Origin of the sequence: Ciceribacter lividus (assembly GCF_003337715.1) — a bacterium.
Lineage (GTDB): Bacteria > Pseudomonadota > Alphaproteobacteria > Rhizobiales > Rhizobiaceae > Allorhizobium > Allorhizobium lividum.
The window spans coordinates 124633-147568 of the sequence record NZ_QPIX01000009.1; the positions used below are offsets into that span (position 1 = coordinate 124633).

Below are 22936 nucleotides of genomic sequence, written 5' to 3' on the forward strand. Positions count from 1 at the left end.
CCGATGACCAGCTTTCCGACCGGTGGCGTCGCACTGACGGCGAAGGGATGCGATTTCGCCGTGTGGTCGCACCATGCGGAACTCGTGGAACTGTGCCTTTTCGACTCGGCGGGCGACATGGAAATCTGTCGCCTGCCGATGACGCGCGACCAGAACGGGCATCATCGCCTGCACGTGGAGGGCGTCCGGCCGGGCGTCCGCTACGGCTACCGTGCCCACGGACGCTATACTCCCGACCAGGGCTACTGGTTCGACCCGTCGAAGCTCCTGGTCGACCCTTATGCAAAAGAGATCGACCGGCCATTCAGGCAGGATCCCCGCCTCGGCATCTTCGGTGAGAACACCGATTCACTGGTCCCGAAGGCGATCGTAACCGAGGACGTGGCAACCACTCGCAAGCCGCCGCTCTTCGCGCCCGGTGGCCTGATCTACGAGGTTCCGGTCAAGGCCTTCACGATGCTTCACCCGGACGTGCCGGAGCACCAGCGCGGGACGATTGCCGCACTTGCGCATCCCGCCGTCCTCTCACATCTGAAAGAGCTGAAAGTCGACGCGGTTGAGCTGATGCCGATCGTCGCCTGGCTCGACGAGCGTCATCTCGGCCCTCTCGGCCTCGTCAACGGCTGGGGCTACAATCCCGTTGCCCTGATGGCGATCGATCCGCGGCTCGCCCCGGGCGGCGTCGCCGAGCTCCGCGACACCGTCGCCGCGCTCCATGCAGAAGGGATCGACGTCATCCTCGACGTCGTCTTCAACCATACGGGAGAAGGCGACCGGCACGGCGGCACGCTCTCGCTGCGCGGCCTCGACAATCTCTCCTGCTATCGTCACCTGCCGGACAATCCGGGCGTTCTCGTCAACGACACCGGCTGCGGCAACACGCTTGCCTGCGACCATGTCTACATCCGCCGGCTGATCCTCGACAGCCTCCGGCACTTCGTGCTGCATGCCGGCGTCGACGGCTTCCGGTTCGACCTCGCCCCCATCCTCGGCCGCACCGCGCGCGGTTTCCACACCACGGCCCGCACGCTGCACGCTATCGCCTGCGACGACGTGCTTGCCGACCGGGTTCTGATCGCCGAACCGTGGGATGTTGGCCCGGGCGGCTACCAGCTCGGCAATTTTCCGCAGCCCTTCCTCGAGTGGAACGACCGGGCGCGCGATACCGTCCGGCGCTTCTGGCGGGGAGACGACCATATGCGCGGCGCCTTTGCGACGGCACTCGCCGGCTCGCAGGACGTCCTCGCCCGCCATGGCGAGACGATGTCCCGCACCGTCAACTTCGTCGTCGCCCATGACGGCTTCACGCTCTTCGATCTCGTCTCCCACACGCACAAGCGCAACGGCCGCAACGGCGAGAACAACCACGACGGCCACGACGAGAACTTTTCCTGGAACAATGGTGCCGAGGGCGCGACCGACGATCCCGAGATCGCGCAGCGCCGCCGCCACGATGTGGCCGCGCTCATCTCGACGCTGTTCTCCATGCGCGGCACGATCATGCTGACGGCCGGCGACGAGGGTGGGAGAAGCCAGCGCGGCAACAACAATGCCTATTGCCAGGACAACGAGCTCACCTGGATCGACTGGCAGGCGATGGATCGCAGCCTGGTCAATCATACCGCCGTCGCCTCCGCGCTGCGCAAGCGCTTCGACGTCTTTTCCCGCACAGGCTTCTTCACCGGCGAGAACGGCGACGTCGAGTGGATGAATGCCGCCGGCGAGCCGAATACCATCCCGGACTGGGAGGAGGCGGAGGGTGCGACGCTCACCATGATTCTGAAGACCCGCGACCGGGAGACCGGTCGCGACGTCCGCATCGCCATTCTCTTCAACCGGGCGCAACGGCCGCGCCATTTCGTGCTGCCGCAGACGTCCGGCCTTGCCTGGCACAACCCCTTCTCGGGCGAAAAGCTCGCCTCTATCATGCTGCAACCACGAACAGTGGCGTTGTTCATCGAATACTAGCGTATATCCGGCGTTGGTTTGATGCCGGCCGCACGCTATGAAATTGCAGAACAGGAATACTGACGACTCAGGGCTGCGCAGCACGCCCCCGCATTCAAACGACAAAGGCATTTCAGACAATGGAAAATTCAGCGAGGACCCATGCCACGTGAGATTTCGCTTTCGGATGTTGCGGGACTCGTCGGCCAGGAAATCGGCCTGTCGGACTGGATCGCCGTCGACCAGTCGATGATCGACGCCTTTGCGGGTGCGACGAACGACCACCAGTTCATCCACGTGGACCCGGTGCGCGCCGCCGCCGAATCGCCCTTCGGCGGCACCATCGCCCACGGCTTCCTGACGCTGTCGCTGCTCTCGACCATGAATTACAACTGCCTGCCGGTCATCCGTGAGCAGACCATGGGCATCAACTACGGCTTCGACCGCATCCGCTTCATGTCTCCGGTCAAGTGCGGCAAGCGGATCCGTGGCCATTTCGTCCTGACCGAGGCGCGTTTCCGCGGCGCCGGCATGATGATGACGACCTATGACATCAGCATCGAGATCGAGAACGAACGCAAACCGGCGCTGACCGCCACCTGGATCACCATTGTACAGTTCGATCCGAAGGACCGGCCTCAGGGAGTATGACGATGGAAAAGTCCGAGATCGTGAGACACGCCTTCCTGCGGCAGGCGCAATCCTGCGACGACCTCGGTTCGCCCTTCACCGCACGACTTTGCAAACTCGCCGCCGCGCGGTTGGAGGATGACACTGCAGTCGGAAGGCACGTCCTCAGATGGACAGGAGATCCGGCCAGCACCGGCGATGCACTCGCATTGCGTCTTGCCGGTTCCCTGCACGCGCTGGTGCTCTCCGGTCTGGCTCCCTCTCTCGCTGCAGCTTACCCGCCCAACGCTGTCGATGATGATTCGTTCTGGCAGGCCTGTAGAGCGGCCTTCCGCGAACACGAAGCGTTCATTCTGGAGCGGCTGAAATCTGCCCCGCAGACCAACGAGGTTCGCCGCTCGGCCGCGCTGCTGCCGGGCTTCCTGACCATCGCCGCCCTGACGCACAAACCACTCGTCCTCTCCGAGGTCGGGGCGAGCGCCGGGCTGAACCTGCAATGGGACCGTTATCACTACCGTCTCGGCGGTTCCGTCTGGGGGCCGGACTCGACGGCCGTGCTCGAACCGGACTGGCAGGGTCCGCCGCCGCCATCGGCCGATCTTTCCGTCCTCGACCGCGCGGGCTGTGATCTCAACCCGCTCGATCCCTCCTCCGCCGAGGACTGCCTGCGGCTATCCTCCTACATCTGGGCGGACCAGACCGATCGGCTGGAACGCACGCGCAACGCCCTCGAGATCGCCCGCAGCGACGACCTCACGGTCGAGCGCGCCGACGCCATCGACTGGCTGCGACGACGGCTCGCCATCCCGCACCGGGGCGCCGCGCATGTGATCTATCACACCATTGCCTGGCAGTACCTGCCCGACGCATTGAGGGAAGAAGGCGAGGCACTGATCCGGCACGCGGGACAGGAAGCCTCGGCCGAGGCCCCGCTCGCCCGCCTGCAGCTCGAAGCCGACGGCAAGCCGGACGGAGCGGCTCTGACGCTCGAAATCTGGCCCTCAGGCGAGCGCCAGGAGATCGGGCGTGCCGATTTCCACGGCCGCTGGATAAGATGGCAGGGCTGGGCAGGCCTCTGAACGGCCTGCCCCGTTTTCGTCAGGCGGCAGCGTCTTCAGCTGCTTCGGCGAGAAGCCCGAAGGCATAGTCAGCGAAAGACCGCCAGCATTCGACGCGGAAGGTCTCCTCGTCGACACGATAGAGCACGATCTCGATCTTGCCGAGCACCGTGCGTGCGGCAGCACCCACCGGGAACGCCCCGAGCGACAGGTCGAGCGGGCAGCCGGCATTCACCGTGTTCTCCGCGCCCGGCCCGGAAACGATGATTGCCGTGTTGCGATGGGAGACGTCGGTCGAGGCATGCACCACGCCCGCGCCGGCGCAGGACGCCATCAGGTCACCGCCCTGCTCGTCGATCACCAGCCATTCGTCCGGCCCGAGCCAGAGCGCCGTGCGACCCTTGGCCGAGGCCGAGGTCTTCGGCTTGACCGGCAACTTGACGCCGAGCGCCTTCGACAGGCCGGCCACGGCATCCGCTCCCGCCCGCAGCGAGATGCGTTCTGCCGGCGCCGCCGGTGTCAGCCGCACGACCGTCGAGCCGCCATGGGCGCCGTCCAGCACCGATTTCCGAGATGCCGCCATGAGATCAGCCATGGATGCGTACCCCTTCCTTGTCAAAGAACACCATGTCCGTCACTTCGACGGCGATGGTCTTGTCCGCCATCGGGACATAGAGCGTTTCACCCATGCGGTTGCGCCCGCCCGCCACCATCGCGATCGCGATCGACCGGCCGGCATTCGGCGACCAGTAGGAGGAGGTGACATGGCCGAGCATGGTCATCGGCTTCGGCTGGTTCGGATCGGCGACGATCTGGGCACCCTCCTCCAGCACGGTGTTCGGGTCCTTCGTCAGAAGGCCGACAAGCTGCTTGCGGCCTTCCTTGACGAGGTCCGGACGCTTGAGGCCGCGGATGCCGACGAAATCCGTCTTCTTCTTGGAGACGGCCCAGGCGAGACCGGCATCGTCCGGGGTGAGCGTCCCGTCGGTGTCCTGACCGACGATGATGTAGCCCTTCTCGGCGCGCAGGACGTGCATGGTCTCGGTACCGTAGAGGCAAGCCCCCATGCTTTCCGCCCGGTTCCAGACGGCTTCCAGGACTGACGCGCCGTAATCGGCCGGCACGTTGATTTCGAAGCCGAGTTCGCCCGTGAAGGAGACGCGGAAGAGGCGGGTGGGCACGCCGCAGAACTTGCCTTCGGCGACGCTCATGTGCGGGAAGGCTTCGTTCGAGATGTCGATGCCCTCGACGAACGGCGCGATGATGTCGCGCGCCTTCGGCCCCTGCACCGCGATCACCGCCCACTGCTCGGTGGTCGAGGTGAGCCAGACCTTGAGGTGCGGGAACTCCGTCTGCAGATAGTCTTCCATGTGCTGGAGGACGCGCGGCGCACCGCCGGTCGTCGTCGTGACGTGGAAGCGATCCTCGGCCATGCGGCCGACGACGCCGTCGTCATAAACGAAGCCGTCCTCGCGGGTCATGATGCCGTAGCGGGCCTTGCCCGGTTTCAGCGTGTCCCAGGCATTCGTGTAGAGAAGGTTGAGGAAGGTCGCGGCATCGGGGCCGACGACCTCGATCTTGCCGAGCGTGGACGCATCGAAGACGCCCGCGACATCGCGAACCGTCTTGCACTCGCGATTGACCGCCTGGTGCATGTCCTCGCCCGCCCGGGGATAGTACCAGGCGCGCTTCCAGTTGCCGACGTCCTCGAACTCGGCGCCTTGTGCCGCTTCGAAGAAATGCATCGGCGCCTTGCGGGTCGGATCGAAGAGATCGCCGCGGGAGTGGTTGATCAGCGTGCCGAAGGTCACCGGCGTATAGGGCGCGCGGAAGGTGGTGAGGCCCACCTGTGGGATCGGCCGGCCGAGCATTTCGGCAGCGATCGCCAGGCCGTGCATGTTGGAAAGCTTGCCCTGGTCGGACGCCATGCCGTTGGTGGTGAAGCGCTTGATGTGCTCGATCGAATGCATGCCCTCGCGCACCGCAAGGCGGATGTCCTTGGCACAGACGTCGTGCTGGAAGTCGATGAAGGCCTTGACGGTGGTGTCCGGCCCTGCCCCTTCCGCAGCGCCGATCATGCCGCCGGTCCAGTCGAAGGCGTTGCTGCCGGAAAGCTGCACCGGCGCCCCACCGGCGGCACCTGCCGCCGCGGCCATCGCCGCACCGGCCGCGGACGCCTCGTCGAGGATCGCCTGCAGGTCGTCGGTGCCGTTGCAGGTGCCGACGCTGACACATTCCTGCGCGTAGACATCCGGCAGGAAACGGTCGTTCACGGCGTCGAACCTGAGCTTGCCGCGTGACTGCGAGAACAGATGCACCGACGGCGTCCAGCCGGCCGAAACGAGAAGCGCATCGACCTCGATCTTGCGCGACGCGCCGCCGCCGTTGCGGCGAACGGTCATCGACTTGATCCGCAGGCGGCCGGCGGTATCCACGACGCCGTGGCCGAGCAGCACGTCGATGCCGAGCGAGCGGGCTTCCGCCAGAACCTTTTCGCCGGGCTTTTCGCGGCAGTCGACGATCGCGACGACGGAAACGCCGGCCCGCTTCAGGTCGAATGCGGCCTCGTAGGCGGAATCATGGGCGGTATAGACGCCGACCTTGGCACCGACGGAAACGCCGAAGTGGTTCAGATAGGTGCGCCCTGCGGCCGCCAGCATGATGCCCGGGCGGTCGTTGTTGGCGAACACCATGTGCCGTTCGATCGAGCCGGTCGCAAGCACCACGCGCTTGGCGCGGACCTGCCACAGACGCTCGCGCGGCAGACCCTTGGCGGGCTTCGCGAGGTGGTCGGTCACGCGCTCGGCCAGTGCCACGAAATTGTGGTTGTAGTAACCGAAGGCGGTGGTGCGGGTGAGAAGGCGCACGTTCGGCATCGAGGCGAGCTTCGCCGCGACGGACTGCGCCCAGTCGTAGCCGTTCTGCCCGTCGACGGTTGCGGCGGTGTCGTAGTGGAAGGCACCGCCGACTTCCGGCTGTTCGTCGCAGACGATCACCTTGGCCCCTGCCTCGGCAGCCGAAAGGGCTGCGGCAAGACCGGCCGCCCCGCCGCCGACGACGAGAACGTCGCAGTGCGCATAACGGCTGGAATAATGATCCGGATCGGCCTCCTTCGGCGCAACCCCGAGACCGGCGGCACGGCGGATGAAGGGCTCATAGACCGAATGCCAGAAGCTCTTCGGCCACATGAACGTCTTGTAGTAGAAGCCGGCGGCGAAGAACGGCGAGGCAAAGTCGTTGAGTTCGCCGATGTCGAAGGCAAGGCTCGGCCAGCGGTTCTGGGTACCGATCTTCATGCCGTCGAAGACTTCCTGCACCGTCGCGCGCACGTTCGGCTGGCGGCGCGCCGCGTCACGGCTGACATCGAGCAACGCGTTCGGCTCTTCCGGGCCGGCGGTCAGGATGCCGCGCGGGCGGTGATACTTGAACGACCGGCCGGCGAGATGCATGCCGTTGGCGAGCATCGCCGAGGCGACGGTGTCGCCTTCGATCGCCGTCAGGCTTCGGCCGTCGATGGTGAAGCGCGCGGTTCTGGCCGGCGTGAGACGGCCCTTGCCGGGAATACGGTTGGCGCCGCTCATTTGGCAGCTCCCTTGTCTTGGCTGTTGAGAACGGCGGCGACGTCGGGCTTCGGCTCGCCGGCCTTGTAGGTCATGAGGAACTTGTCGCTCACAGTATCGCGCACCGCGTTGAAGAAGCGGCCGCAGCCGTGGATGTGGCGCCAGCGTTCGAAGATGAGGCCCTTCGGGTTGTCACGCAGGAAGAAGTAGTCCGCGAATTCCTCGTCGGAGATCTCGGCGATGTTGGCGGGGCGCACGATATGGGCCTCGCCGGCGCCGCGGAATTCGAGCTCGGAGCGCTCTTCTTCACAATAGGGGCATTTGATCAGCAGCATGATGAGCGGTCCTCGGTATCAGTGCGCCACGGCAGCGGCAGCCGCCTCGTCGATCAGGCGGCCGGTGCGGAACCGGTCGAGCGTCAGGCTGGCGGCGAGACGGTGCGGTTCGCCGCGCGCGATCAGGTGCGCGAAGAGATTGGCCGAGCCCGGCGTCGCCTTGAAGCCGCCCGTGCCCCAGCCGGCATTGACGAAGAGGTTCGGCACCGGCGTCACGCTCTGGATCGGCGAGCGGTCGGCGGTGTTGTCGGTGATACCGCCCCACTGACGCATCATCTTGACCCGGCGGAACATCGGGAAGAGCTCGCAGATGGCGTCGAGCGTGTGGGTGATGATCTGCAGGCCACCCGTCTGGGAGTAGGAGTTGTACTGGTCGGTGCCGGCGCCGATGACGAACTCGCCCTTGTCCGACTGCGAGATATAGGCATGCACGCTGTTCGACATGACGACGCAGGGGAAGATCGGCTTCATCGGCTCGGAGACGAGCGCCTGCAGCGGCGTCGAGTGGACCGGAAGCTTGATGCCGGCCATCGCCATGACGACCGAGGAATGGCCCGCGGCGGAAACGCCGATCTTCTTGGCGCCGATGAAGCCGCGGCTCGTGTCGACCCCGGTCACCTCACCGTTCGGGCCGCGCCGGATGTCGGTCACTTCGCAGTTCTGGATGATGTGGACGCCACGGTCGGACGCCGCACGTGCAAAGCCCCAGGCGACAGCGTCGTGGCGGGCTGTGCCGCCGCGGCGCTGCAAGGCGGCGCCGTTGATCGGGTAGCGTGCGGTCTTCGAGATGTCGAGCGGCGGGCAATAGGCCTTCGCCTGCTCCGGCGTCAGCCACTCGTTGTCGATGCCGTAGAGATTGTTGGCATGCACATGGCGCTTGAAGGATTGCATGTCGTGGATGTTGTGCGACAGCATCATCACGCCGCGCGGCGAGTACATGACGTTGTAGTTGAGATCCTGGCTCAACGCTTCCCAGAGCTTCAGCGAATGCTCGTAGATGTCCATGCTCTCTTCATAGAGATAGTTGGACCGGATGATCGTGGTGTTGCGCCCGGTATTGCCGCCACCGATCCAGCCGCGCTCGAGCACGGCGACATTGGTGATTCCATGTTCCTTGGCGAGATAGTAGGCGGCTCCCAGACCATGACCGCCGCCGCCGATGATGATCACATCGTAGGACGACCGGGGCTCCGGAGAGGTCCACTGGGCGTCCCAGCCCTTGTGACCGCGCAGCGCCTCGCGTGCCACGGCAAAAACCGAATATTTGCGCATTTCGCCTCAAACTCCTGTGGGTCAGGCAATTGGGTAGGGCCTTACCAGTCGCAAATCAATATGCCTTGCGAGCGCCCTTTTGCGACGCATTGCCCTCCGGCTTTCGACATGGACGGCAAAGATGGCGTTTCGCGGGATTTTTCTGCCCCTCGCACCTTCCCCATCTGGACTTTCCAAGCCCGATCTGTTATTCGACCGCCAAATCGTCAGGCCTGCGCCTCACGAAGCGATAGTTTCTTAGCCGGCGATCTGCTCCGGCGAGACGACAACTCTAAACCAAAGGAACGGGATAAACGTGCAGGTACTAGTCCGCGACAACAATGTTGACCAAGCGCTTCGCGCTCTGAAGAAGAAGATGCAGCGCGAGGGTATCTTCCGTGAAATGAAGATGCGCGACTATTATGAAAAGCCGTCGCAGAAGCGCGCGCGCGAAAAGGCCGAAGCCGTACGCCGCGTCCGCAAGCTGGCCCGCAAGCGTATGCAGCGCGAAGGCCTGATCTCCGCTGGCCGTTCGGGCCGCTGATCCGTCGTTTTTTCGACGTTTTCCGATGTTCTAAGGGCGGGGGCGACGGGTCGCCACCGCTCTTTTCATTTGTGAAGCCAAATACCTGCCCTCGTTACGGAAAGCATACCGGAAAATGGTCGTCACTTCTGTTTCCCCTCATGCCCTGGCACACAAGGTCGAGGAGCATCACCGTACGCGTTTCGGTTTCATGCTGGGCACAGCGGCCATGGTTGCAGCTCTCGGGCTTTCGGGCTGCCAGTCGACTTCGACGACGAGCGACATGATCCGCATCGACCGGGCGCAGGGGTCGGAAGAGAACATCGCCTCGCTTTCGGCCGTTATCGCCGCCAATCCGCAAGATCCCGAAGGCTATAACGTCCGCGGCTCCGCCTATGGCCGCGCCGGCGAATTCCGCAGGGCCGTCGACGACTTCAACACCGCGCTGAAACTCAACCCGAATTTCTACCAGGCCTATGCCAACCGCGCGCTCGTGCTGCGTAACATGGGCAAGCCGGTGGAAGCGGCGAACGACTACAGTGCGGCACTGCGCATCAACCCGAGCTACGACGTCGCCTATATCGGCCGCGGCAACATCTATCGGCAGGCAGGCCGAATCGACGAGGCCTTCAGCGATTTCAACCGCGCCATCGAACTCGACACCACCGACGGGCGCGCCTACCACAATCGCGGCCTGATCTACCAGCTCCGTGGTCAGCACGACAAGGCGATCGACGACTTCTCCAAGGCCATCTCGCTGTCGCCCAATTCGCCCGAGCCGCACAACGGTCGGGGCATCTCCTATCTGGCATTGAACAACGACGACAACGCTTTCGCCGACTTCAACCATGCGATCGAGCTCAATCCGAAGCTCGCAGAATCCTGGGCCAACCAGGCGCTGGTCTACGAGCGGCGGGGCGACAAGGCCCGCGCGGCGAAATCCTTCGCGCACGCGCTGTCCCTCGACCCGAAGTACAAGCCGGCCGCCGACGGCCTCGCCCGCACGCGCGGCGCGTCGAGCTGACCTGCAGGGGCCGCCGAGCCCCTCCCCCATTTTCGATCACAAAAGCGCCGGCCGCCGGCGAGTTCGGCTTCGCCGTGATGTCGGCGGAGACGACCGCCTCGACAAAAAGAGAAGGCCCCACAGAGCGGAGCCTTGCAAGCTGTGGCAGAAGGCCGGTCCGGCCTCAGCGCAACAGGTAGATGCCGGCGATCGTGAGAACGACGAAAAGGACCAGGCCGCCGAAGAAGCCGGCCGCAGTGAAGAAGCCCGCGGCCATCGCGATCATCAGCGCTACGAGCACGACGGTGCCGTATTTCGCGCCGGCGATGAAGAGACCATAGGTCTTCTCGTGTTCGGCATAGTTCATCGATGCGCCGGTTTCGACGGGTCCGGTGTGGTGTTCGCTCATGATCTGTCTCCCCTTGAGGCGGCCGCGATTGCTGGTCGATGACACCGCCCGGCGGCGACGCTATTGCCGCGGCGCGATCCATCGCTCTTCCCTTCCGTCCGACTTATACCAAGCCCGCGGGAAGTGCAATCGGCTCGCAACTGGCGTTCAGGTCAAAAGTGGACGCCGCTGACCGCTCCCTGAATGTGTCCCTCCGCCACCAGCCGCGCCGACGGGCGGATGGTGAGCGGCGGCAGGCAGGCCCCGCTGTGCCGCGCGAACATCAGCCGCCGCTCGTGCTCGCCGGAATCGAAGAAGGGATAGCGCGTGAGCAGCTTTGCGCCCGTCTTGTGCGTGTCGGTCGCGAGAAGGTTCAGTTCGAGCCCGTAGATCTCGGTCATGCGCCGCTCGATGATGGTATCCGCATAGAACACCCGCTTGTAGAAAGCCGAATGCGCGGGGCGCACGTGCTGCAGCACTCGATCGGCCTTGAAATAGGCGGCAGCGACGATGCTTGGCCGCAACGTGATGTAGGGAATGACGGGGAGTTCCGCAGCCACCTGCGGATCGGCGGCGAAGCGCGCCGGGTCGATGAGCGTCAGTCCCGCATCGAGAAAATCGTCGATCGCATCCGGAAAGACGCCCGAGGACTGGCAGACCGGATGATCGGGCGTGACGTAGTGCAGCCGGATCGTGCTCACCAGTTCCTCGAAGTAGTAGACGCCGAAGACGTAGGCATGATCATCGAAGTCGATGTCGTCGAGCAGCCTGGCGCCACCGACGGGCAAGACATCGGCCGCCTTGTAGGCGCGGTAGCGCAGGCGTTCGATGTCCCTGAAATCCTCCGCGCATTCGATCCGCCGGTATTCGACATGGTCGAGAAGCTGCATCAGTCGTCCGGAAAAGCTGTCCTCGACGGAGACATGTACATTCATCTGGAAAACTCTCGGTTAACGTTTCATTAACCAAAGAATAGCAGTCGACTGCGATTTTCACAGTCTCACCCGCAAAAGCGCGTAATTTAACGGAAATTATGGTTAACGGCACACAAGAAGGCGCCGACCATGCCCCAGGTCAGGTCAAAAACCCATAAATTTATACTGGATTATACTTTATAACTTACTTTTCGACGTAGGCAGTACCGAGACCCGGCGTCGCCCTGGCGGTCATCTCGGCGCGTTCCGCCAGCAGGCCGACGGTTTCCGCAGCGACCGGCATCGAGTAGACATAGCCCTGGATCAGATCGGCACACTCGTATTTCCGCAGCAGCGCGAGCTGCTCCTCCGTCTCGACGCCCTCTATGACGATCTGGAGGCCGAGCTGACGGGACATCGTCACGATGCCGCGAAGCAGGCGGAAACGGCGGGCATCCTCGGAAATGTCGAGGACGAAGGAGCGATCGATCTTCACGACATCGACCGGCAGCGTATCGAGATAGCTGAGGCTCGAGAAACCAGTGCCGAAATCGTCGATGGCGATCGTGATTCCTTGCGTGCGCAACTGCTCGAGGATGAGCCGCACATTGGCCACTTCCTCGACGAGGCTTCCTTCCGTGACTTCGAGATGAAGCCTCTCGGGCGCGAGACCGGTCTCCTTCAGCGCCTCCATGACGATCTGGATGATCGCTTCGTTGCGCAGGTCGTGCTCGGAAAGATTGACGGATACGCTGATGTAGGATGGCCATGCCACACAATCGCGACAAGCCTGGACGATCATGAAGCGGGTAATGTCGGAGACGATCCCCATCTCCTCGGCGATATGGATGAAGACGTCGGGCGGAATTGCTCCGCGTTCCGGATGGGTCCAGCGCGACAGCGCCTCGCAACAGTCGATACGGGAGCCGTCGAGCCTGTACATGGGCTGGTAGACGACACCGAGGGAGCCAGCCGCCACGGCCGCCGCGAGATCAGTCTTCAGGCGTTGTCTTTCCACGTAACGCGCATCCATCTCCTGCTCAAAGACGGTGAACACTCCCTTGCCGCGGGATTTCGACTCGTAAAGCGCCAGGTCGGCCTTGATCTGCCATTCCTCCATCCGAAGGTCGGAACTGTCCACGATCACACAGCCGGCACTGAACGACACCGGCATCGTCGTGCCCTCGACCTCGTAATCGGCGCTCGCCGCGGCATGGAGGTTGCGCATTCGCGCCTCGAGGTCCGTATCCCTCGCGACGTTCGGGAAGAACAGGGCAAAGTGATCCCCGACGAGATGACCGACGAGCGCCTCCCGACCGGCAAGCGCCAGCAGACGGTTCGCGATCGCCACCAGCAGCCTGTCGCCTGCGAGATGTCCGCGCATGTCGTTGACGTGCTTCAGCTCTGCCACGTCGAGGACCATGAAGCCTACTTCGCCCGGCTGGCGACGCCTGGCGAGCTCGTCCTTCACCAGTTCGGAGAAGTAGTTGCGATGGGGAAGTCCCGTCAGGGCGTCGAAGCGAACCATGTGCAGGATCTTCCGGTCGGCACGCACCCTTGCGGTGACGTCCTCGAAGATCAGCACGACGCCGCCTTCCGGCCGGCGCGTGGCGGAGAATTCGAGGATCATGTCCTCGGAAAACTGCATGACGGCGCGCGAGATCGTCCCGTCCGTCAGTTGTGAAAGCTGCTTCTGGATCAGCCCGGGCATGGAGCCGTCGACGAAGGCGTGGCGCGTGCCGTAGCGCAGGACGACGTCGAGATCGCAATTCTTGAGCTGGGTCAGGTCTCCGAGGTGAAGGAGTTCGCAGGCCTTGCGGTTGATGACCTCGATACGGTTGTCCGGATCCAGCATCAGGAGCCCGTGCGTCATGTTGTTCAGTGCCGTGTCGAAACTGCCGGCGATCTTCTTCATCTCCTGCGAGGCGACCACGTTCTCGTAGAGAAACTCACGCACGCCGGTCGCCATCGACTGCGTCGTGAGCATGAAGGGGATCAGCATGATCGACAGCAGCAGCTTGTAAGGGTCGTCGGCGAACAGCGCCGCGACGATGATCGGCAGGCAGGCGGCCATGGTCTGGAGGCTAACAGCGAGGCGCGATCCGTAGTTGCGTCCTACCACTGAAACCATGGAAGCCATGGTGACGGCCACGCAGGCCAGTTCCACGAAGGTGTCCTCGAAGAAGAGTATGGCATAGCCGCAGCCGATGCCCAGGATCGCTGCCGTCGACGCCGCTCCAATGACATACCGATGCTCCCAGCGGGCGATCTCCTGACGGCTCCACAGGGACTTGTCGGCCTTGCTGAAGCGGGCGAAGAGCCTGATCCGGTGGGCGAAGACGAGGAGGAAGGCGAGCGACAGGCCGATATAAAAGAAGTCCCTCGTCTTATGATAGACGGCCATATAGGTGAGGATGTGAGCGACCATGCCGACGAAGAGCGTCCGGCGGTTGCCGAACAGGGACTCGACGAAGGACAGATAGACGTCCGTCGGCACAGCTGCACTTCGAGCCTTCATCCAGGGAGCCTCCTCCGCGACGGGCACGGTATAAAGAAGAAATTAAGATTTGATTGCGCAAGTACGAACGAATCTCCGCAATCCGGTACCCGTCGAGCACTGCCCCCTGGCAAATCCGGCCGCCGGCCGACGACATGCGGCAAGACCCCGGGAAAGGCCGCCAAGCCGCGGCTACCCCTCGAATATTATAGAAACCACTTTAGCCTTTAGTCTAAATTTCAGACGGCGGATCAAACCGCGTCCGCATTATATCAACAGTCACTAATCAATGACCAAATTCCCTGATCCACGGATCGAACTGTGCCATATCGGCCCGAGACTGTATAGATCGCCAGAATTCCGGACGATTTGACGAGGATCAACGCCGTTGCCGGGCGAGGACCGCGCCACGGGTGCGGCTGCGGACGAGTCACGCCCCGGGCCGTTGACTTGCCGGCACCGCCAGCGGGCACCTGCCCTTCTTCGCCGAGGCCTAATGATGCCGCGGTTGCGCCATCCTCACCCTTGCTCTATGGGAAACTACGGGTTTTAGGGAGAAAAACCGATATGTCATTACTATTGGCGATCAGCCGTTTGATCGACGCGATCAACGGTGCAATCGGACGCTGGGTGTCGTGGCTGTTGCTCGCCGCCGTCCTCATCAGTGCAGGCAACGCAGTCGTCCGCAAGATGTTCGACATCTCGTCGAACGCCTGGCTCGAGCTGCAGTGGTATCTCTACGGAACGGTGTTCATGCTCGCAGCCGCCTATGCCCTGCTCAAGAACGAGCATATCCGCATCGACATCATTTCCGGCGGGTGGAGCAGACGGACACGCAACTGGATCGACCTGATCCTACACACCATCTTCCTCGTTCCCTTCTCCTTCCTGATGACATGGCTCGCCTGGCCGTGGTTCTGGAACTCCTACAAAATCGGGGAGATATCCTCGAGCGCAGGAGGCCTGATCGTCTGGCCGGCGAAAGCCGCCATTCTCGTCGGCTTTCTCCTCCTGAGCGCCCAGGCAGTGTCCGAGATCATCAAGCGCGCGGCGATCGTGTTCGGCTACCTCAAGGACCCGTCCGAAGACAGCCTCGAAGTGACGGGACACTGACATGATCGATTTCATCGCACACAATCTCGCCCCGATCATGTTCACCTCGGTGATGCTGCTGCTGCTGCTCGGCTATCCCGTGGCCTTCACCCTTGCAGCCGGCGGCCTGATCTACTTCGCGGTCGGCGTCGAACTCTCGGCAATCTCGCCGGAGATCCGACTGTTCTGGCCGCTCCTGCAGTCCCACCCGGACCGCATTTACGGCGTGATGTACAACGACACGCTGCTGGCCATCCCGTTCTTCACCTTCATGGGCCTGATCCTCGAACGGTCGAGGATGGCCGAAGACCTGCTCGATACCATCGGCCAGTTGTTCGGACCGATCCGCGGCGGCCTCGCCTACGCTGTCATCCTCGTCGGTGCCCTGCTCGGAGCCACCACCGGCGTCGTCGCTGCCTCTGTCATGGCGATGGGCCTGATCTCCCTGCCGATCATGCTGCGCTACAACTACAATCGCCCGCTGGTCGCCGGCACCATCGCCGCATCGGGCACGCTGGCACAGATCGTTCCGCCCTCGCTTGTCCTGATCGTGATGGCCGACCAGCTCGGCCGTTCGGTGGGCGACATGTATGTCGGCGCACTCTATCCGGCTATCCTGATCGTCGGCGCTTACTGCGCCTACATATTCTTGATCTCGCTGATCCGCCCCAAATGGGCCCCCGCCCTGCCGCTCGAGGCCCGCACCCTCGGCGGCGGTGTCACTTCGCTGGCGGCGATGATCGCCGTGGCGGCGGCCCTCTATTTCATCGGGCACAAATACCTGTTCACCGGCATCGCAAGCCCTGAATGGCGCCTCGTTGCAGCCCTCGCCTTCGGCGTGTTTGCCGCCTATCTCGTCGCACTCGCCAACCGGCAGTTCAGCCTCAATATCATCTCCCGGCTCGCACAGCAGGTCATCATCGTCCTCATCCCGCCGCTGGCGCTGATCTTCCTGGTGCTCGGCACGATCTTCCTCGGCATCGCGACACCGACCGAAGGCGGCGCCATGGGCGCGACAGGCGCACTCATCATGGCCGCCCTCAAGGGACGCCTCTCGCTCGCGACGCTCAAGCACTCTCTCGATGCCACGACGAAGCTCTCCGCCTTCGTGATGATGATCCTCATCGGCGCCCGCGTCTTCGGCCTCACCTTCTACGGCATCAACGGCAATGTCTGGATCGAGGAACTGCTGACGGCACTTCCGGGCGGCGAATACGGCTTCCTGGTCGTCGTCACGATCATCGTGTTCATCCTCGGCTGTTTCATCGACTTCTTCGAGATCGCTTTCATCATGGTGCCGCTCTTGGCGCCGGTCGCGGAGAAGCTCGGCATCGACCTCGTCTGGTTCGGCGTCATCCTCGGCATCAACCTGCAGACATCCTTCCTCACGCCGCCGTTCGGCTTCTCGCTCTTCTACCTGCGCTCCATCGCGCCGGCGGGACGCTGGAAGGACGAGGTGACCGGAAAGGTGATGGATGGCATGAAGACGCTCGACATCTACAAGGGCGTCCTGCCGTACATCGTGATCCAGTTCGTGATGATCATCGTGGTGATCGCCTTCCCCGGCTTGGTCATGCGCTACAAGGCGGGTGTGGAAACGATCAACCCTGCGGACGTCAAGATCGAGGTTCCGGGCTTTGGCCAGGGCGGGGGCATGTCCCTGCCGCCGCTCGGCCAGGACGGCGGAACCGGTGCGCCGAACTTCGGCCTGCCGCCACTCGGCGGCACGGGTTCACAAGCACCTTCGATGGGTCTGCCGCCGCTCAATCTCGGTGGTGAGCAGCCGGCACCCGCTCCGGCTCCGGCACCGGGCGCTGGCAGCCCCGGCATGGACCTGAGCCAGCCTCCGGTCATCAAGTAAGCCAACGAGCAACGGCGCCCGCGAGGCGCCGTTTCTTTTGACACATCTCCGGCCTCGCTTATCCTCACGACAAAAAGAAGAGCCCCGGGATCGCTCCCGGGGCCCGACCTGTGACCGTGCTGACCGAAGCTCAGAGCTTGCCGGCGCGCTGCTGGATCATCATGAAGGTATCGAAGGTGTACTCGCCGAGCTGAGCCCAGAGGTAGGCATCCTTCTTGAACGCCAGCTGATCGTCGTAGACCTTCTTGAAGTGCGGGCTCTGGGCCGACAGGTCCGCATAGATCCCGACGGCGGCCTGGTAGCAGGCTTCCAGGATTTCCTGGCTGAAGGGGCGCAGCACCGTGCCCTCGGCGACGAGCTGCTTCAGGGCCGGCGGATTCTTGGTATCGTACTTCGCCATCATGTTGGTGTTGGCGAAGGAGCAGGCATCCTGAAGGATCGCCTGATAGTTCTTCGGCAGGTTGTTGAACTTCTCGAGATTGAAGAAGCCGTGAACGACCGGGCCTGCTTCCCAGAAACCCGGATAGTAGTAGTACTTGGCAACCTTGTGGAAGCCGAGCTTGGAATCATCATACGGACCGACGAATTCCGCAGCGTCGATCGTGCCCTTTTCGAGCGCCGGATAGATGTCGCCGCCGGCGAGCTGCTGCGGCACGACACCAACCTTTTCCAGCACCTTGCCGGCAAGACCGGCGATGCGCATCTTCAGGCCCTTGAGGTCGTCGACGGTGTTGATTTCCTTGCGGAACCAGCCGCCCATCTGAACGCCCGTATTGCCAGCCGGAAGACCGTAGAGACCCTGGGTGGCATAGAACTCGTTCATCAGCGTGTTGCCGTTGCCCTGGTAGAACCAGGCGTTCGACATGCGCGCGTTGAGACCGAAGGGAATGGCGGTACCGAAGGCGAAGGTCGGTTCCTTGCCCCAGAAGTAATAGGACGTGGTATGCGCAGCTTCGACCGTGCCCGCGGCAACGGCATCGACAGCCTGCAGGCCGGGTACGATTTCGCCGGCGGCAAAGACCTGAATGTTGAAGTTACCGTCAGTCGCAGCAGCGACGCGTTCGGCGATATCGGTCGCACCGCCAAAGATGGTGTCGAGCGACTTCGGGAACGAAGACGTCAGGCGCCAGGTGATCTTCGGATTTTCCTGGGCGATGGCCGGTGCAGCCAGAACGGTGGAAGCAGCAACGCCTGCGCCCGTTACTCCGGCCTTTTTGATGAATGAACGACGATCCATAAAAGTAAAACCTCCCTTTAGACCTGCCCCGACAGGAAAGCTCCCTCACCCGCCCAGCAGCAGTCCCAGCGAGATAACCATTTTGGGTGAACCCTTTCAAGCGCTTGGGCAATATTCTTTCGGCCTATAACGATTGCCTGTTCCGACAATCTCGCCCCAGCTCGGAAATGCTGGGCATTTCCTGCCTCCACCCATCTCTTTTGGCGGGTTCCTGCCCCGCAACGGCTGTGGAAAGACTATTGACTTCCGCAGCCGGAGCACGGCAGAAATCGCACATCCCGCCGCATCTTCCGGAGCCCATGATGCCGAAGCCGATCATCGCCATTCCCGCCGACATCCGGGAGTTCGACGGCACCCTCTGGCATGCGGCACAGAATCAGTATGTCCGCGCGGCACTCAAGGTCGCCGACGTGATGTCGTTCATCATTCCCGCCTTCGAGGAAGGCAACGACACGGACGCGCTGCTCGACCGTGTGGACGGCCTGCTCGTCTCCGGCTCGGCGACGAATGTGCATCCCTCCCTCTACGGTGCCGAGGCGAAAGAGAGCGACGGGCCTTTCGACCCGGCACGCGACGCGACGACACTGCCGCTCATTCGCCGGGCGCTCGAGCGCGGCATTCCGCTTCTGGCGATCTGCCGCGGCATACAGGAGCTCAACGTGGCACTCGGCGGCACGCTCGCAACCGAGATCCACGAGCAGCCCGGCATCTGGGACCATCGCAAGCCGGCGGACGTGGAGCGGGATGTCGCGTTCTCGATCCGTCAGGATGTGATCGTTGCGGAAGGGTCCTGCATTGCCCGCTATCTCGGCGCCGGCAAGGTCAAGGTCAACTCGCTGCATCGCCAGGCGATCTCGAAGACGGCCCCGGGACTGCAGGTGGAAGCCGTGGCGGAAGACGGCACGATCGAGGCCGTTTCCGTGATCGGCGCGCGCGGATTTGCCGTCGGCGTGCAATGGCATCCGGAGTACTGGGCAGAAACCGACAAACCCTCCCGCGCCCTCTTCGAGGCATTTGGCGAGGCCGTGCGCACGTATGCGAGCGCCCGGGCGCTCACGGCGTGAGGCGATAGAGACCGCTACTCGGCGGCCTTCTGCGGCGTCTCCGGCACCGGCGTCAGGACCCGGCCAATCTCAAACCAGGCAATCAGATTGTCGACGACCAGATCGGCCATGGCGTTGCGCGTCGGCACCGAGGCCGAGGCCACGTGCGGCAGCAGCGAGACGTTCGGAAAGGCGAGCAGCTCCTGCGGCACATGCGGCTCGTCCTGAAAGACGTCGAGGCCGGCCGCGGCGATGGTGCCGTCGCGAAGGGCATCAATCAGCGCCTCCTCATCAACCGTCCATCCGCGGCCGACATTGATCAGGACGCCGTTCGGCCCGAGGGCCGAGAGCACTTCCGCATTGATCGCCTTGAAGGTTTCCGGCGTCTTCGGAACGATCGAGATCAGCGTGTCGACAGCCTCGGCAAGTGCCGTCAAAGACGGAAAATAGGCGTAGCCGAGGTCGGTTCGCGGTCGACGCGTGTGATAGCTGATCCTGACCTTGAAGGGTTCGAGCCTGCGCGCGATTTCGAGGCCGATACGGCCGAGCCCATGAATGCCGACATGCCGGCCCTTGAGCGAAAGCGGCGAGAGGGGAAACGGCCCTTCACGTTCCCATCGGCCCTGGCGCAGCCATGTTTCCGCCTGAGGCAACTGACGGACGGTGTTGATGAGCAGCGCGACCGCGGTGTCGGCGACCTCGTCGTTCAGCACGTCCGGCGTATTTGTGACGATGATCCCGCGCCCCGCGGCCTCTGCGACGTCGACGGCGTCATAGCCGACGCCGAAGCTCGAAATCACTTCGAGATTGGGAAGCCGGGCAATCCAGTGCCCCGGCAGGGCGCCGGAGACGGCGACACCGCGAACACGTGCCGCTTCGGCCTCACCGAGTTCCAGTTCCGGCCCGTGCGGCACGTGCAGGACCTCGAAGCGGTCTGCGAGCCGTTCGGTGACCCTCGGATTGATACGGCCGGGCACGAGGATGGTCGGGCGCGGCTGTATCGCCATGGTCTGCTCCTTATCGCTTGATGGGGCCAGTCGACTGGCGGATGCGCATTTCCGGCTTGATGAGGTGGATACCGTCCGGCTCGTGACTGCCCGCCAGTTTATCGAGAAGCGCGCGGGCTGCAAGCCTTCCGACCTCCGCCTGCCCGTTCCAGACCGTCGTCAATGCCGGTGTCGCAATCGACGCCTCCTCGAGGTCGTCGTAGCCGGTGACCGAAATATCCTTGCCGGGAACGAGGCCGGCACGGGCGATGCCGTTCATCAGGCCGATCGCCACGAGGTCGTTCCAGCAGACCGCCGCCGTCGGCTTCTGCGGCAATGACAGGAAATGCACCGCCGCCTCGAAACCGCCCTGCTTGGTGCGCGGTCCCGGAATGCGCAGCGCCGGATCGACCTCGATGCCGGCCTTGCGCAACGCATTGACGTAACCCTGATAGCGGTCGCGCCCCGTCGACGTCTGGTCCGTGCCGCCGATCATCGCGATCGTCCGGTGGCCGAGGCCGATCAGGTGGTTGGTGGCGAGCGAGATACCGTAGCTGTCGTCGCCGCGATAGGTCGGCAGGTCGAGGCCCTCCATCGAGCGGGCAATCAGGATCGCCGGCATGCCGTTTTCCTCTGCCAGCATGACGTCCTCTTCCGGCGTGCCGATCGCCGGGGACATGATCACTCCGTCGCCGCCGAGCTGCAGCAGCGTCTCGATGAACGTCCGCTGTTTTTCGACGGAATCATAGTGATTGGAGAGGATGAAGGTATGGCGGCTGCGGTCGAGCTCGCTTTCGATGGCTTTGAGGATTTCGCCGTAGAACGGGTTCATGATGTCGTGCACGACGACGCCGATGATGCCGGAGCGCGAGGTCCTGAGGCTGGCTGCACGGCGATTGTAGATATAGCCCAGATGACGGGCCTGTTCCTTGATCTTCTCTCGCGTATCAACCGCGACCAGCGGGCTATCGCGCAGGGCCAGCGATACGGTGGCGGTCGACAGACCGAGAGACTCGGCTATCGTGGAAAGCTTCACTTTTTGAGCCACGTGTCCTCCCGGGGCAATCGCGTTCGCTCGCGGAGGAAAGTCTTCTCCTCCTCCGCGATTAAACGTTTTAATTAAACAATTTAATTGAAGATTTCAATTGCTGTTTTCGGCTGTAAAACGGTGCCACCCTCGGCGACCTTCAACGCTTGCCGATCGCCGACTGCAGGTTCTCCTCGACTGTAAGAAGCAGCCGCAGCAGTGTCTTGACCTCCTTGCCGGAAAGGCCGTGCAGCGCCTCTCGTTCGCACGCCTCCGCTGCGGCGGCGATGCGCTCAAGGCTGGCGCGACCGCCGTCGGTGAGAAAGACCTTGGTAAGACGGTGGTCGAGCGTATCCGCCCGCCGCTCGACGAAGCCCTGGGCTTCCATCCGTCCGATCGTGCGCGTCATGGTCGGTGCCTTGACGCCGAGCTTCTGGGCGAGCGCGCCCGGCGTAAGGCCGTCCTCCCCGGCGAGAGCCTGGATGACCCCGTCCTGCCCCGCATAGAGGCCGCAATCGGCAAGATCGCGGGAGAGAAGCGTCCGGAGCGACCGGGCCGTCTGCGTGACGAGCGGCGCGAAGACGCCGTTCACGACCTCCCGCTCGGCATCCTTCTTCCGCGCGGCCTTGTCTTTCTTGCCGCCCTTCTTGTCTGCCTTGTCTTTCTTCGCCATCTCTATGCTCCGACAGTGATCGCTGATTGTCGCCATGATAAGCCGGCTAACCTTTACAACGCATTGAAACGCCGTCCGCAGATCGGATAAAGTCCAAGAATGTCCCCACCGCACCGCAATTTTGCCGACAACGACCCAAATCTCTCTCCGAAGGAGCACCGCGACTGGATCGTCGTCCTGCCGCTCGGTGCGCACGAGCAGCACGGTCCGCATCTGCCCTTCGAGACGGATCGCCTGATCGTCGAGGGGATCGTCGAAAGACTGACCGCCGCCCTCCCTGCCGATCTGCCCGTCACCTTTCTCCCGGCGGAACCGGTCGGCTATTCCATCGAACACCTGGACGTTCCGGGAACGCGAAGCCTCGGCTACGGGGAGGCCGTCGAGCGCTGGCTTTCGATTGCGGGCGATCTGGCGCGGCAGGGCATCCGCAAGCTGGTGATGCTCAATGCCCACGGCGGCAATTCCCCGCTGATGACGATCGTCTCCACCGAGGCGCGCGTGCGCTTCGGCATGTTGGCGGTGGCCACGAGCTGGACCCGGTTCGGCGTGCCGGAGGGCGTCGTGACGCCGCAGGAGAAGGCCCTCGGTATCCATGGCGGTGATATCGAGACTTCCGTCATGCTGGCACTTCATCCGGACAAGGTCGACATGACGCGGGCCGCGGACTTTCCCTCCCGCCAGGCCGACTATGCCCGGCGCTTTACCCATCTGCGCGCCTACGGCCCCCATGCCTTCGGCTGGAAGATGGCGGATCTCAACCCGCAAGGGGTGACCGGCAACGCCGCGGCCGCCACGGCGGAAAAGGGCGAACGACTGATCGCTCACGCCGTCCATGGCCTCGTCGAACTCCTCGAGGACGTTCACGCCTTCGACGTCGACGAACTGCGTTAGAGACGCAAGGGCAGGCTCCA

The 22936-nt window shown here is 63.4% G+C and carries 20 protein-coding genes; 9 read left to right on the plus strand and 11 right to left on the minus strand.

Annotated elements, in window-relative coordinates:
- Positions 1-3: 3 nt before the first annotated feature.
- From glgX to DFR48_RS16315, 3 genes are all read left to right on the plus strand, one after another.
- Positions 4-1968, plus strand: coding sequence for a glycogen debranching protein GlgX (gene glgX / locus DFR48_RS16305; RefSeq protein ID WP_114364268.1), 1965 nt, complete (start codon positions 4-6; stop codon positions 1966-1968).
- 141 nt (positions 1969-2109) lie between these two features.
- Positions 2110-2598, plus strand: a complete 489-nt coding sequence (locus DFR48_RS16310; RefSeq protein ID WP_114364269.1) for a MaoC family dehydratase — start codon at positions 2110-2112, stop codon at positions 2596-2598.
- Entirely contained in the window at positions 2595-3656 is a 1062-nt protein-coding gene (locus DFR48_RS16315) for a DUF2332 domain-containing protein (RefSeq protein WP_114364270.1), read from the plus strand. The genes DFR48_RS16310 and DFR48_RS16315 overlap by 4 nt, the downstream gene beginning before the upstream one ends.
- Before the next feature lie 19 nt (positions 3657-3675).
- Here DFR48_RS16315 and DFR48_RS16320 read toward each other — a convergent pair whose 3' ends face one another.
- The 4 genes from DFR48_RS16320 to DFR48_RS16335 are packed head-to-tail and all read right to left on the minus strand — an operon-like array spanning position 3676 to position 8802.
- Positions 3676-4230, minus strand: a complete 555-nt coding sequence (locus DFR48_RS16320; protein WP_114364271.1) for a sarcosine oxidase subunit gamma — start codon at positions 4228-4230, stop codon at positions 3676-3678.
- Entirely contained in the window at positions 4223-7216 is a 2994-nt protein-coding gene (locus tag DFR48_RS16325) for a sarcosine oxidase subunit alpha (RefSeq protein ID WP_114364272.1), read from the minus strand. Before DFR48_RS16325 ends, DFR48_RS16320 begins: the two co-directional genes overlap by 8 nt.
- Positions 7213-7530 (minus strand): sarcosine oxidase subunit delta, encoded by a 318-nt coding sequence (locus DFR48_RS16330; RefSeq protein WP_112689915.1) that lies wholly within the window; start codon positions 7528-7530, stop codon positions 7213-7215. The genes DFR48_RS16325 and DFR48_RS16330 overlap by 4 nt, the downstream gene beginning before the upstream one ends.
- A gap of 18 nt (positions 7531-7548) precedes the next feature.
- Complete coding sequence (locus DFR48_RS16335) at positions 7549-8802, minus strand: sarcosine oxidase subunit beta family protein (protein ID WP_114364273.1); 1254 nt, start codon at positions 8800-8802, stop codon at positions 7549-7551.
- Positions 8803-9097: 295 nt separating this feature from the next.
- Between DFR48_RS16335 and rpsU the strand changes: the two genes are divergently transcribed.
- Both rpsU and DFR48_RS16345 read left to right on the plus strand, forming a co-directional pair.
- Complete coding sequence (gene rpsU / locus DFR48_RS16340; protein WP_114364274.1) at positions 9098-9325, plus strand: 30S ribosomal protein S21; 228 nt, start codon at positions 9098-9100, stop codon at positions 9323-9325.
- 190 nt (positions 9326-9515) lie between these two features.
- Positions 9516-10328: a tetratricopeptide repeat protein gene (locus DFR48_RS16345; protein ID WP_425359263.1), complete on the plus strand. Its 813-nt coding sequence runs from the start codon at positions 9516-9518 to the stop codon at positions 10326-10328.
- Between the two features lie 163 nt (positions 10329-10491).
- Here the strand turns inward: DFR48_RS16345 and DFR48_RS16350 are convergent, their stop codons facing one another.
- The 3 genes from DFR48_RS16350 to DFR48_RS16360 all read right to left on the minus strand — a co-directional run bounded on the left by DFR48_RS16350 (position 10492) and on the right by DFR48_RS16360 (position 14127).
- The gene (locus tag DFR48_RS16350; protein ID WP_114364276.1) at positions 10492-10716 is read right to left on the minus strand and encodes an aa3-type cytochrome c oxidase subunit IV; all 225 of its coding nucleotides are present in this window, start codon (positions 10714-10716) and stop codon (positions 10492-10494) included.
- 152 nt (positions 10717-10868) lie between these two features.
- Positions 10869-11630 carry an N-acyl amino acid synthase FeeM domain-containing protein gene (locus tag DFR48_RS16355; protein ID WP_114364277.1) on the minus strand — a complete coding sequence of 254 codons (762 nt, stop codon included), beginning with the start codon at positions 11628-11630 and terminating at the stop codon, positions 10869-10871.
- A gap of 184 nt (positions 11631-11814) precedes the next feature.
- Positions 11815-14127, minus strand: a complete 2313-nt coding sequence (locus DFR48_RS16360; protein ID WP_114364278.1) for a putative bifunctional diguanylate cyclase/phosphodiesterase — start codon at positions 14125-14127, stop codon at positions 11815-11817.
- Positions 14128-14673: 546 nt separating this feature from the next.
- On the opposite strand from DFR48_RS16360, the gene DFR48_RS16365 reads away from it, so the two are divergent.
- Both DFR48_RS16365 and DFR48_RS16370 read left to right on the plus strand, forming a co-directional pair.
- Entirely contained in the window at positions 14674-15219 is a 546-nt protein-coding gene (locus DFR48_RS16365; RefSeq protein WP_114364279.1) for a TRAP transporter small permease subunit, read from the plus strand.
- 1 nt (position 15220) lies between these two features.
- On the plus strand, positions 15221-17059 hold the full coding sequence (locus DFR48_RS16370) for a TRAP transporter large permease (protein WP_114364280.1): 1839 nt from the start codon (positions 15221-15223) through the stop codon (positions 17057-17059).
- Positions 17060-17189: 130 nt separating this feature from the next.
- Here the strand turns inward: DFR48_RS16370 and DFR48_RS16375 are convergent, their stop codons facing one another.
- On the minus strand, positions 17190-18296 hold the full coding sequence (locus tag DFR48_RS16375; RefSeq protein WP_114364281.1) for a TRAP transporter substrate-binding protein: 1107 nt from the start codon (positions 18294-18296) through the stop codon (positions 17190-17192).
- A 302-nt stretch (positions 18297-18598) separates the two neighbouring features.
- Here DFR48_RS16375 and DFR48_RS16380 point away from each other — a divergent pair, with 302 nt between their 5' ends.
- Positions 18599-19360 carry a gamma-glutamyl-gamma-aminobutyrate hydrolase family protein gene (locus tag DFR48_RS16380; RefSeq protein WP_114364369.1) on the plus strand — a complete coding sequence of 254 codons (762 nt, stop codon included), beginning with the start codon at positions 18599-18601 and terminating at the stop codon, positions 19358-19360.
- A 14-nt stretch (positions 19361-19374) separates the two neighbouring features.
- Here DFR48_RS16380 and DFR48_RS16385 read toward each other — a convergent pair whose 3' ends face one another.
- From DFR48_RS16385 to DFR48_RS16395, 3 genes are all read right to left on the minus strand, one after another.
- Positions 19375-20346: a 2-hydroxyacid dehydrogenase gene (locus tag DFR48_RS16385; RefSeq protein WP_114364282.1), complete on the minus strand. Its 972-nt coding sequence runs from the start codon at positions 20344-20346 to the stop codon at positions 19375-19377.
- A 10-nt stretch (positions 20347-20356) separates the two neighbouring features.
- Positions 20357-21373: a LacI family DNA-binding transcriptional regulator gene (locus tag DFR48_RS16390; protein WP_114364283.1), complete on the minus strand. Its 1017-nt coding sequence runs from the start codon at positions 21371-21373 to the stop codon at positions 20357-20359.
- 139 nt (positions 21374-21512) lie between these two features.
- Positions 21513-22025, minus strand: coding sequence for a MarR family winged helix-turn-helix transcriptional regulator (locus DFR48_RS16395; protein WP_114364284.1), 513 nt, complete (start codon positions 22023-22025; stop codon positions 21513-21515).
- Between the two features lie 99 nt (positions 22026-22124).
- On the opposite strand from DFR48_RS16395, the gene DFR48_RS16400 reads away from it, so the two are divergent.
- Positions 22125-22916: a creatininase family protein gene (locus tag DFR48_RS16400; protein ID WP_114364285.1), complete on the plus strand. Its 792-nt coding sequence runs from the start codon at positions 22125-22127 to the stop codon at positions 22914-22916.
- Positions 22917-22936 lie beyond the last annotated feature (20 nt).

Excerpts from the sequence above, each read along its gene's own strand:
- DFR48_RS16315 (WP_114364270.1), top strand. The coding sequence starts at position 2,595 with ATGACGATGGAAAAGTCCGAGATCGTGAGACACGCCTTCCTGCGGCAG.
- DFR48_RS16330 (WP_112689915.1), bottom strand. The coding sequence starts at position 7,530 with ATGCTGCTGATCAAATGCCCCTATTGTGAAGAAGAGCGCTCCGAGCTC.
- DFR48_RS16355 (WP_114364277.1), bottom strand. The coding sequence starts at position 11,630 with ATGAATGTACATGTCTCCGTCGAGGACAGCTTTTCCGGACGACTGATG.
- DFR48_RS16335 (WP_114364273.1), bottom strand. The coding sequence starts at position 8,802 with ATGCGCAAATATTCGGTTTTTGCCGTGGCACGCGAGGCGCTGCGCGGT.
- glgX (WP_114364268.1), top strand. The coding sequence starts at position 4 with ATGACCAGCTTTCCGACCGGTGGCGTCGCACTGACGGCGAAGGGATGC.
- DFR48_RS16365 (WP_114364279.1), top strand. The coding sequence starts at position 14,674 with ATGTCATTACTATTGGCGATCAGCCGTTTGATCGACGCGATCAACGGT.
- DFR48_RS16385 (WP_114364282.1), bottom strand. The coding sequence starts at position 20,346 with ATGGCGATACAGCCGCGCCCGACCATCCTCGTGCCCGGCCGTATCAAT.
- DFR48_RS16325 (WP_114364272.1), bottom strand. The coding sequence starts at position 7,216 with ATGAGCGGCGCCAACCGTATTCCCGGCAAGGGCCGTCTCACGCCGGCC.
- DFR48_RS16350 (WP_114364276.1), bottom strand. The coding sequence starts at position 10,716 with ATGAGCGAACACCACACCGGACCCGTCGAAACCGGCGCATCGATGAAC.
- DFR48_RS16310 (WP_114364269.1), top strand. The coding sequence starts at position 2,110 with ATGCCACGTGAGATTTCGCTTTCGGATGTTGCGGGACTCGTCGGCCAG.
- DFR48_RS16360 (WP_114364278.1), bottom strand. The coding sequence starts at position 14,127 with ATGAAGGCTCGAAGTGCAGCTGTGCCGACGGACGTCTATCTGTCCTTC.
- DFR48_RS16370 (WP_114364280.1), top strand. The coding sequence starts at position 15,221 with ATGATCGATTTCATCGCACACAATCTCGCCCCGATCATGTTCACCTCG.
- DFR48_RS16345 (WP_425359263.1), top strand. The coding sequence starts at position 9,516 with ATGCTGGGCACAGCGGCCATGGTTGCAGCTCTCGGGCTTTCGGGCTGC.
- DFR48_RS16375 (WP_114364281.1), bottom strand. The coding sequence starts at position 18,296 with ATGGATCGTCGTTCATTCATCAAAAAGGCCGGAGTAACGGGCGCAGGC.
- DFR48_RS16320 (WP_114364271.1), bottom strand. The coding sequence starts at position 4,230 with ATGGCTGATCTCATGGCGGCATCTCGGAAATCGGTGCTGGACGGCGCC.
- DFR48_RS16380 (WP_114364369.1), top strand. The coding sequence starts at position 18,599 with ATGCCGAAGCCGATCATCGCCATTCCCGCCGACATCCGGGAGTTCGAC.
- DFR48_RS16395 (WP_114364284.1), bottom strand. The coding sequence starts at position 22,025 with ATGGCGAAGAAAGACAAGGCAGACAAGAAGGGCGGCAAGAAAGACAAG.
- DFR48_RS16400 (WP_114364285.1), top strand. The coding sequence starts at position 22,125 with ATGTCCCCACCGCACCGCAATTTTGCCGACAACGACCCAAATCTCTCT.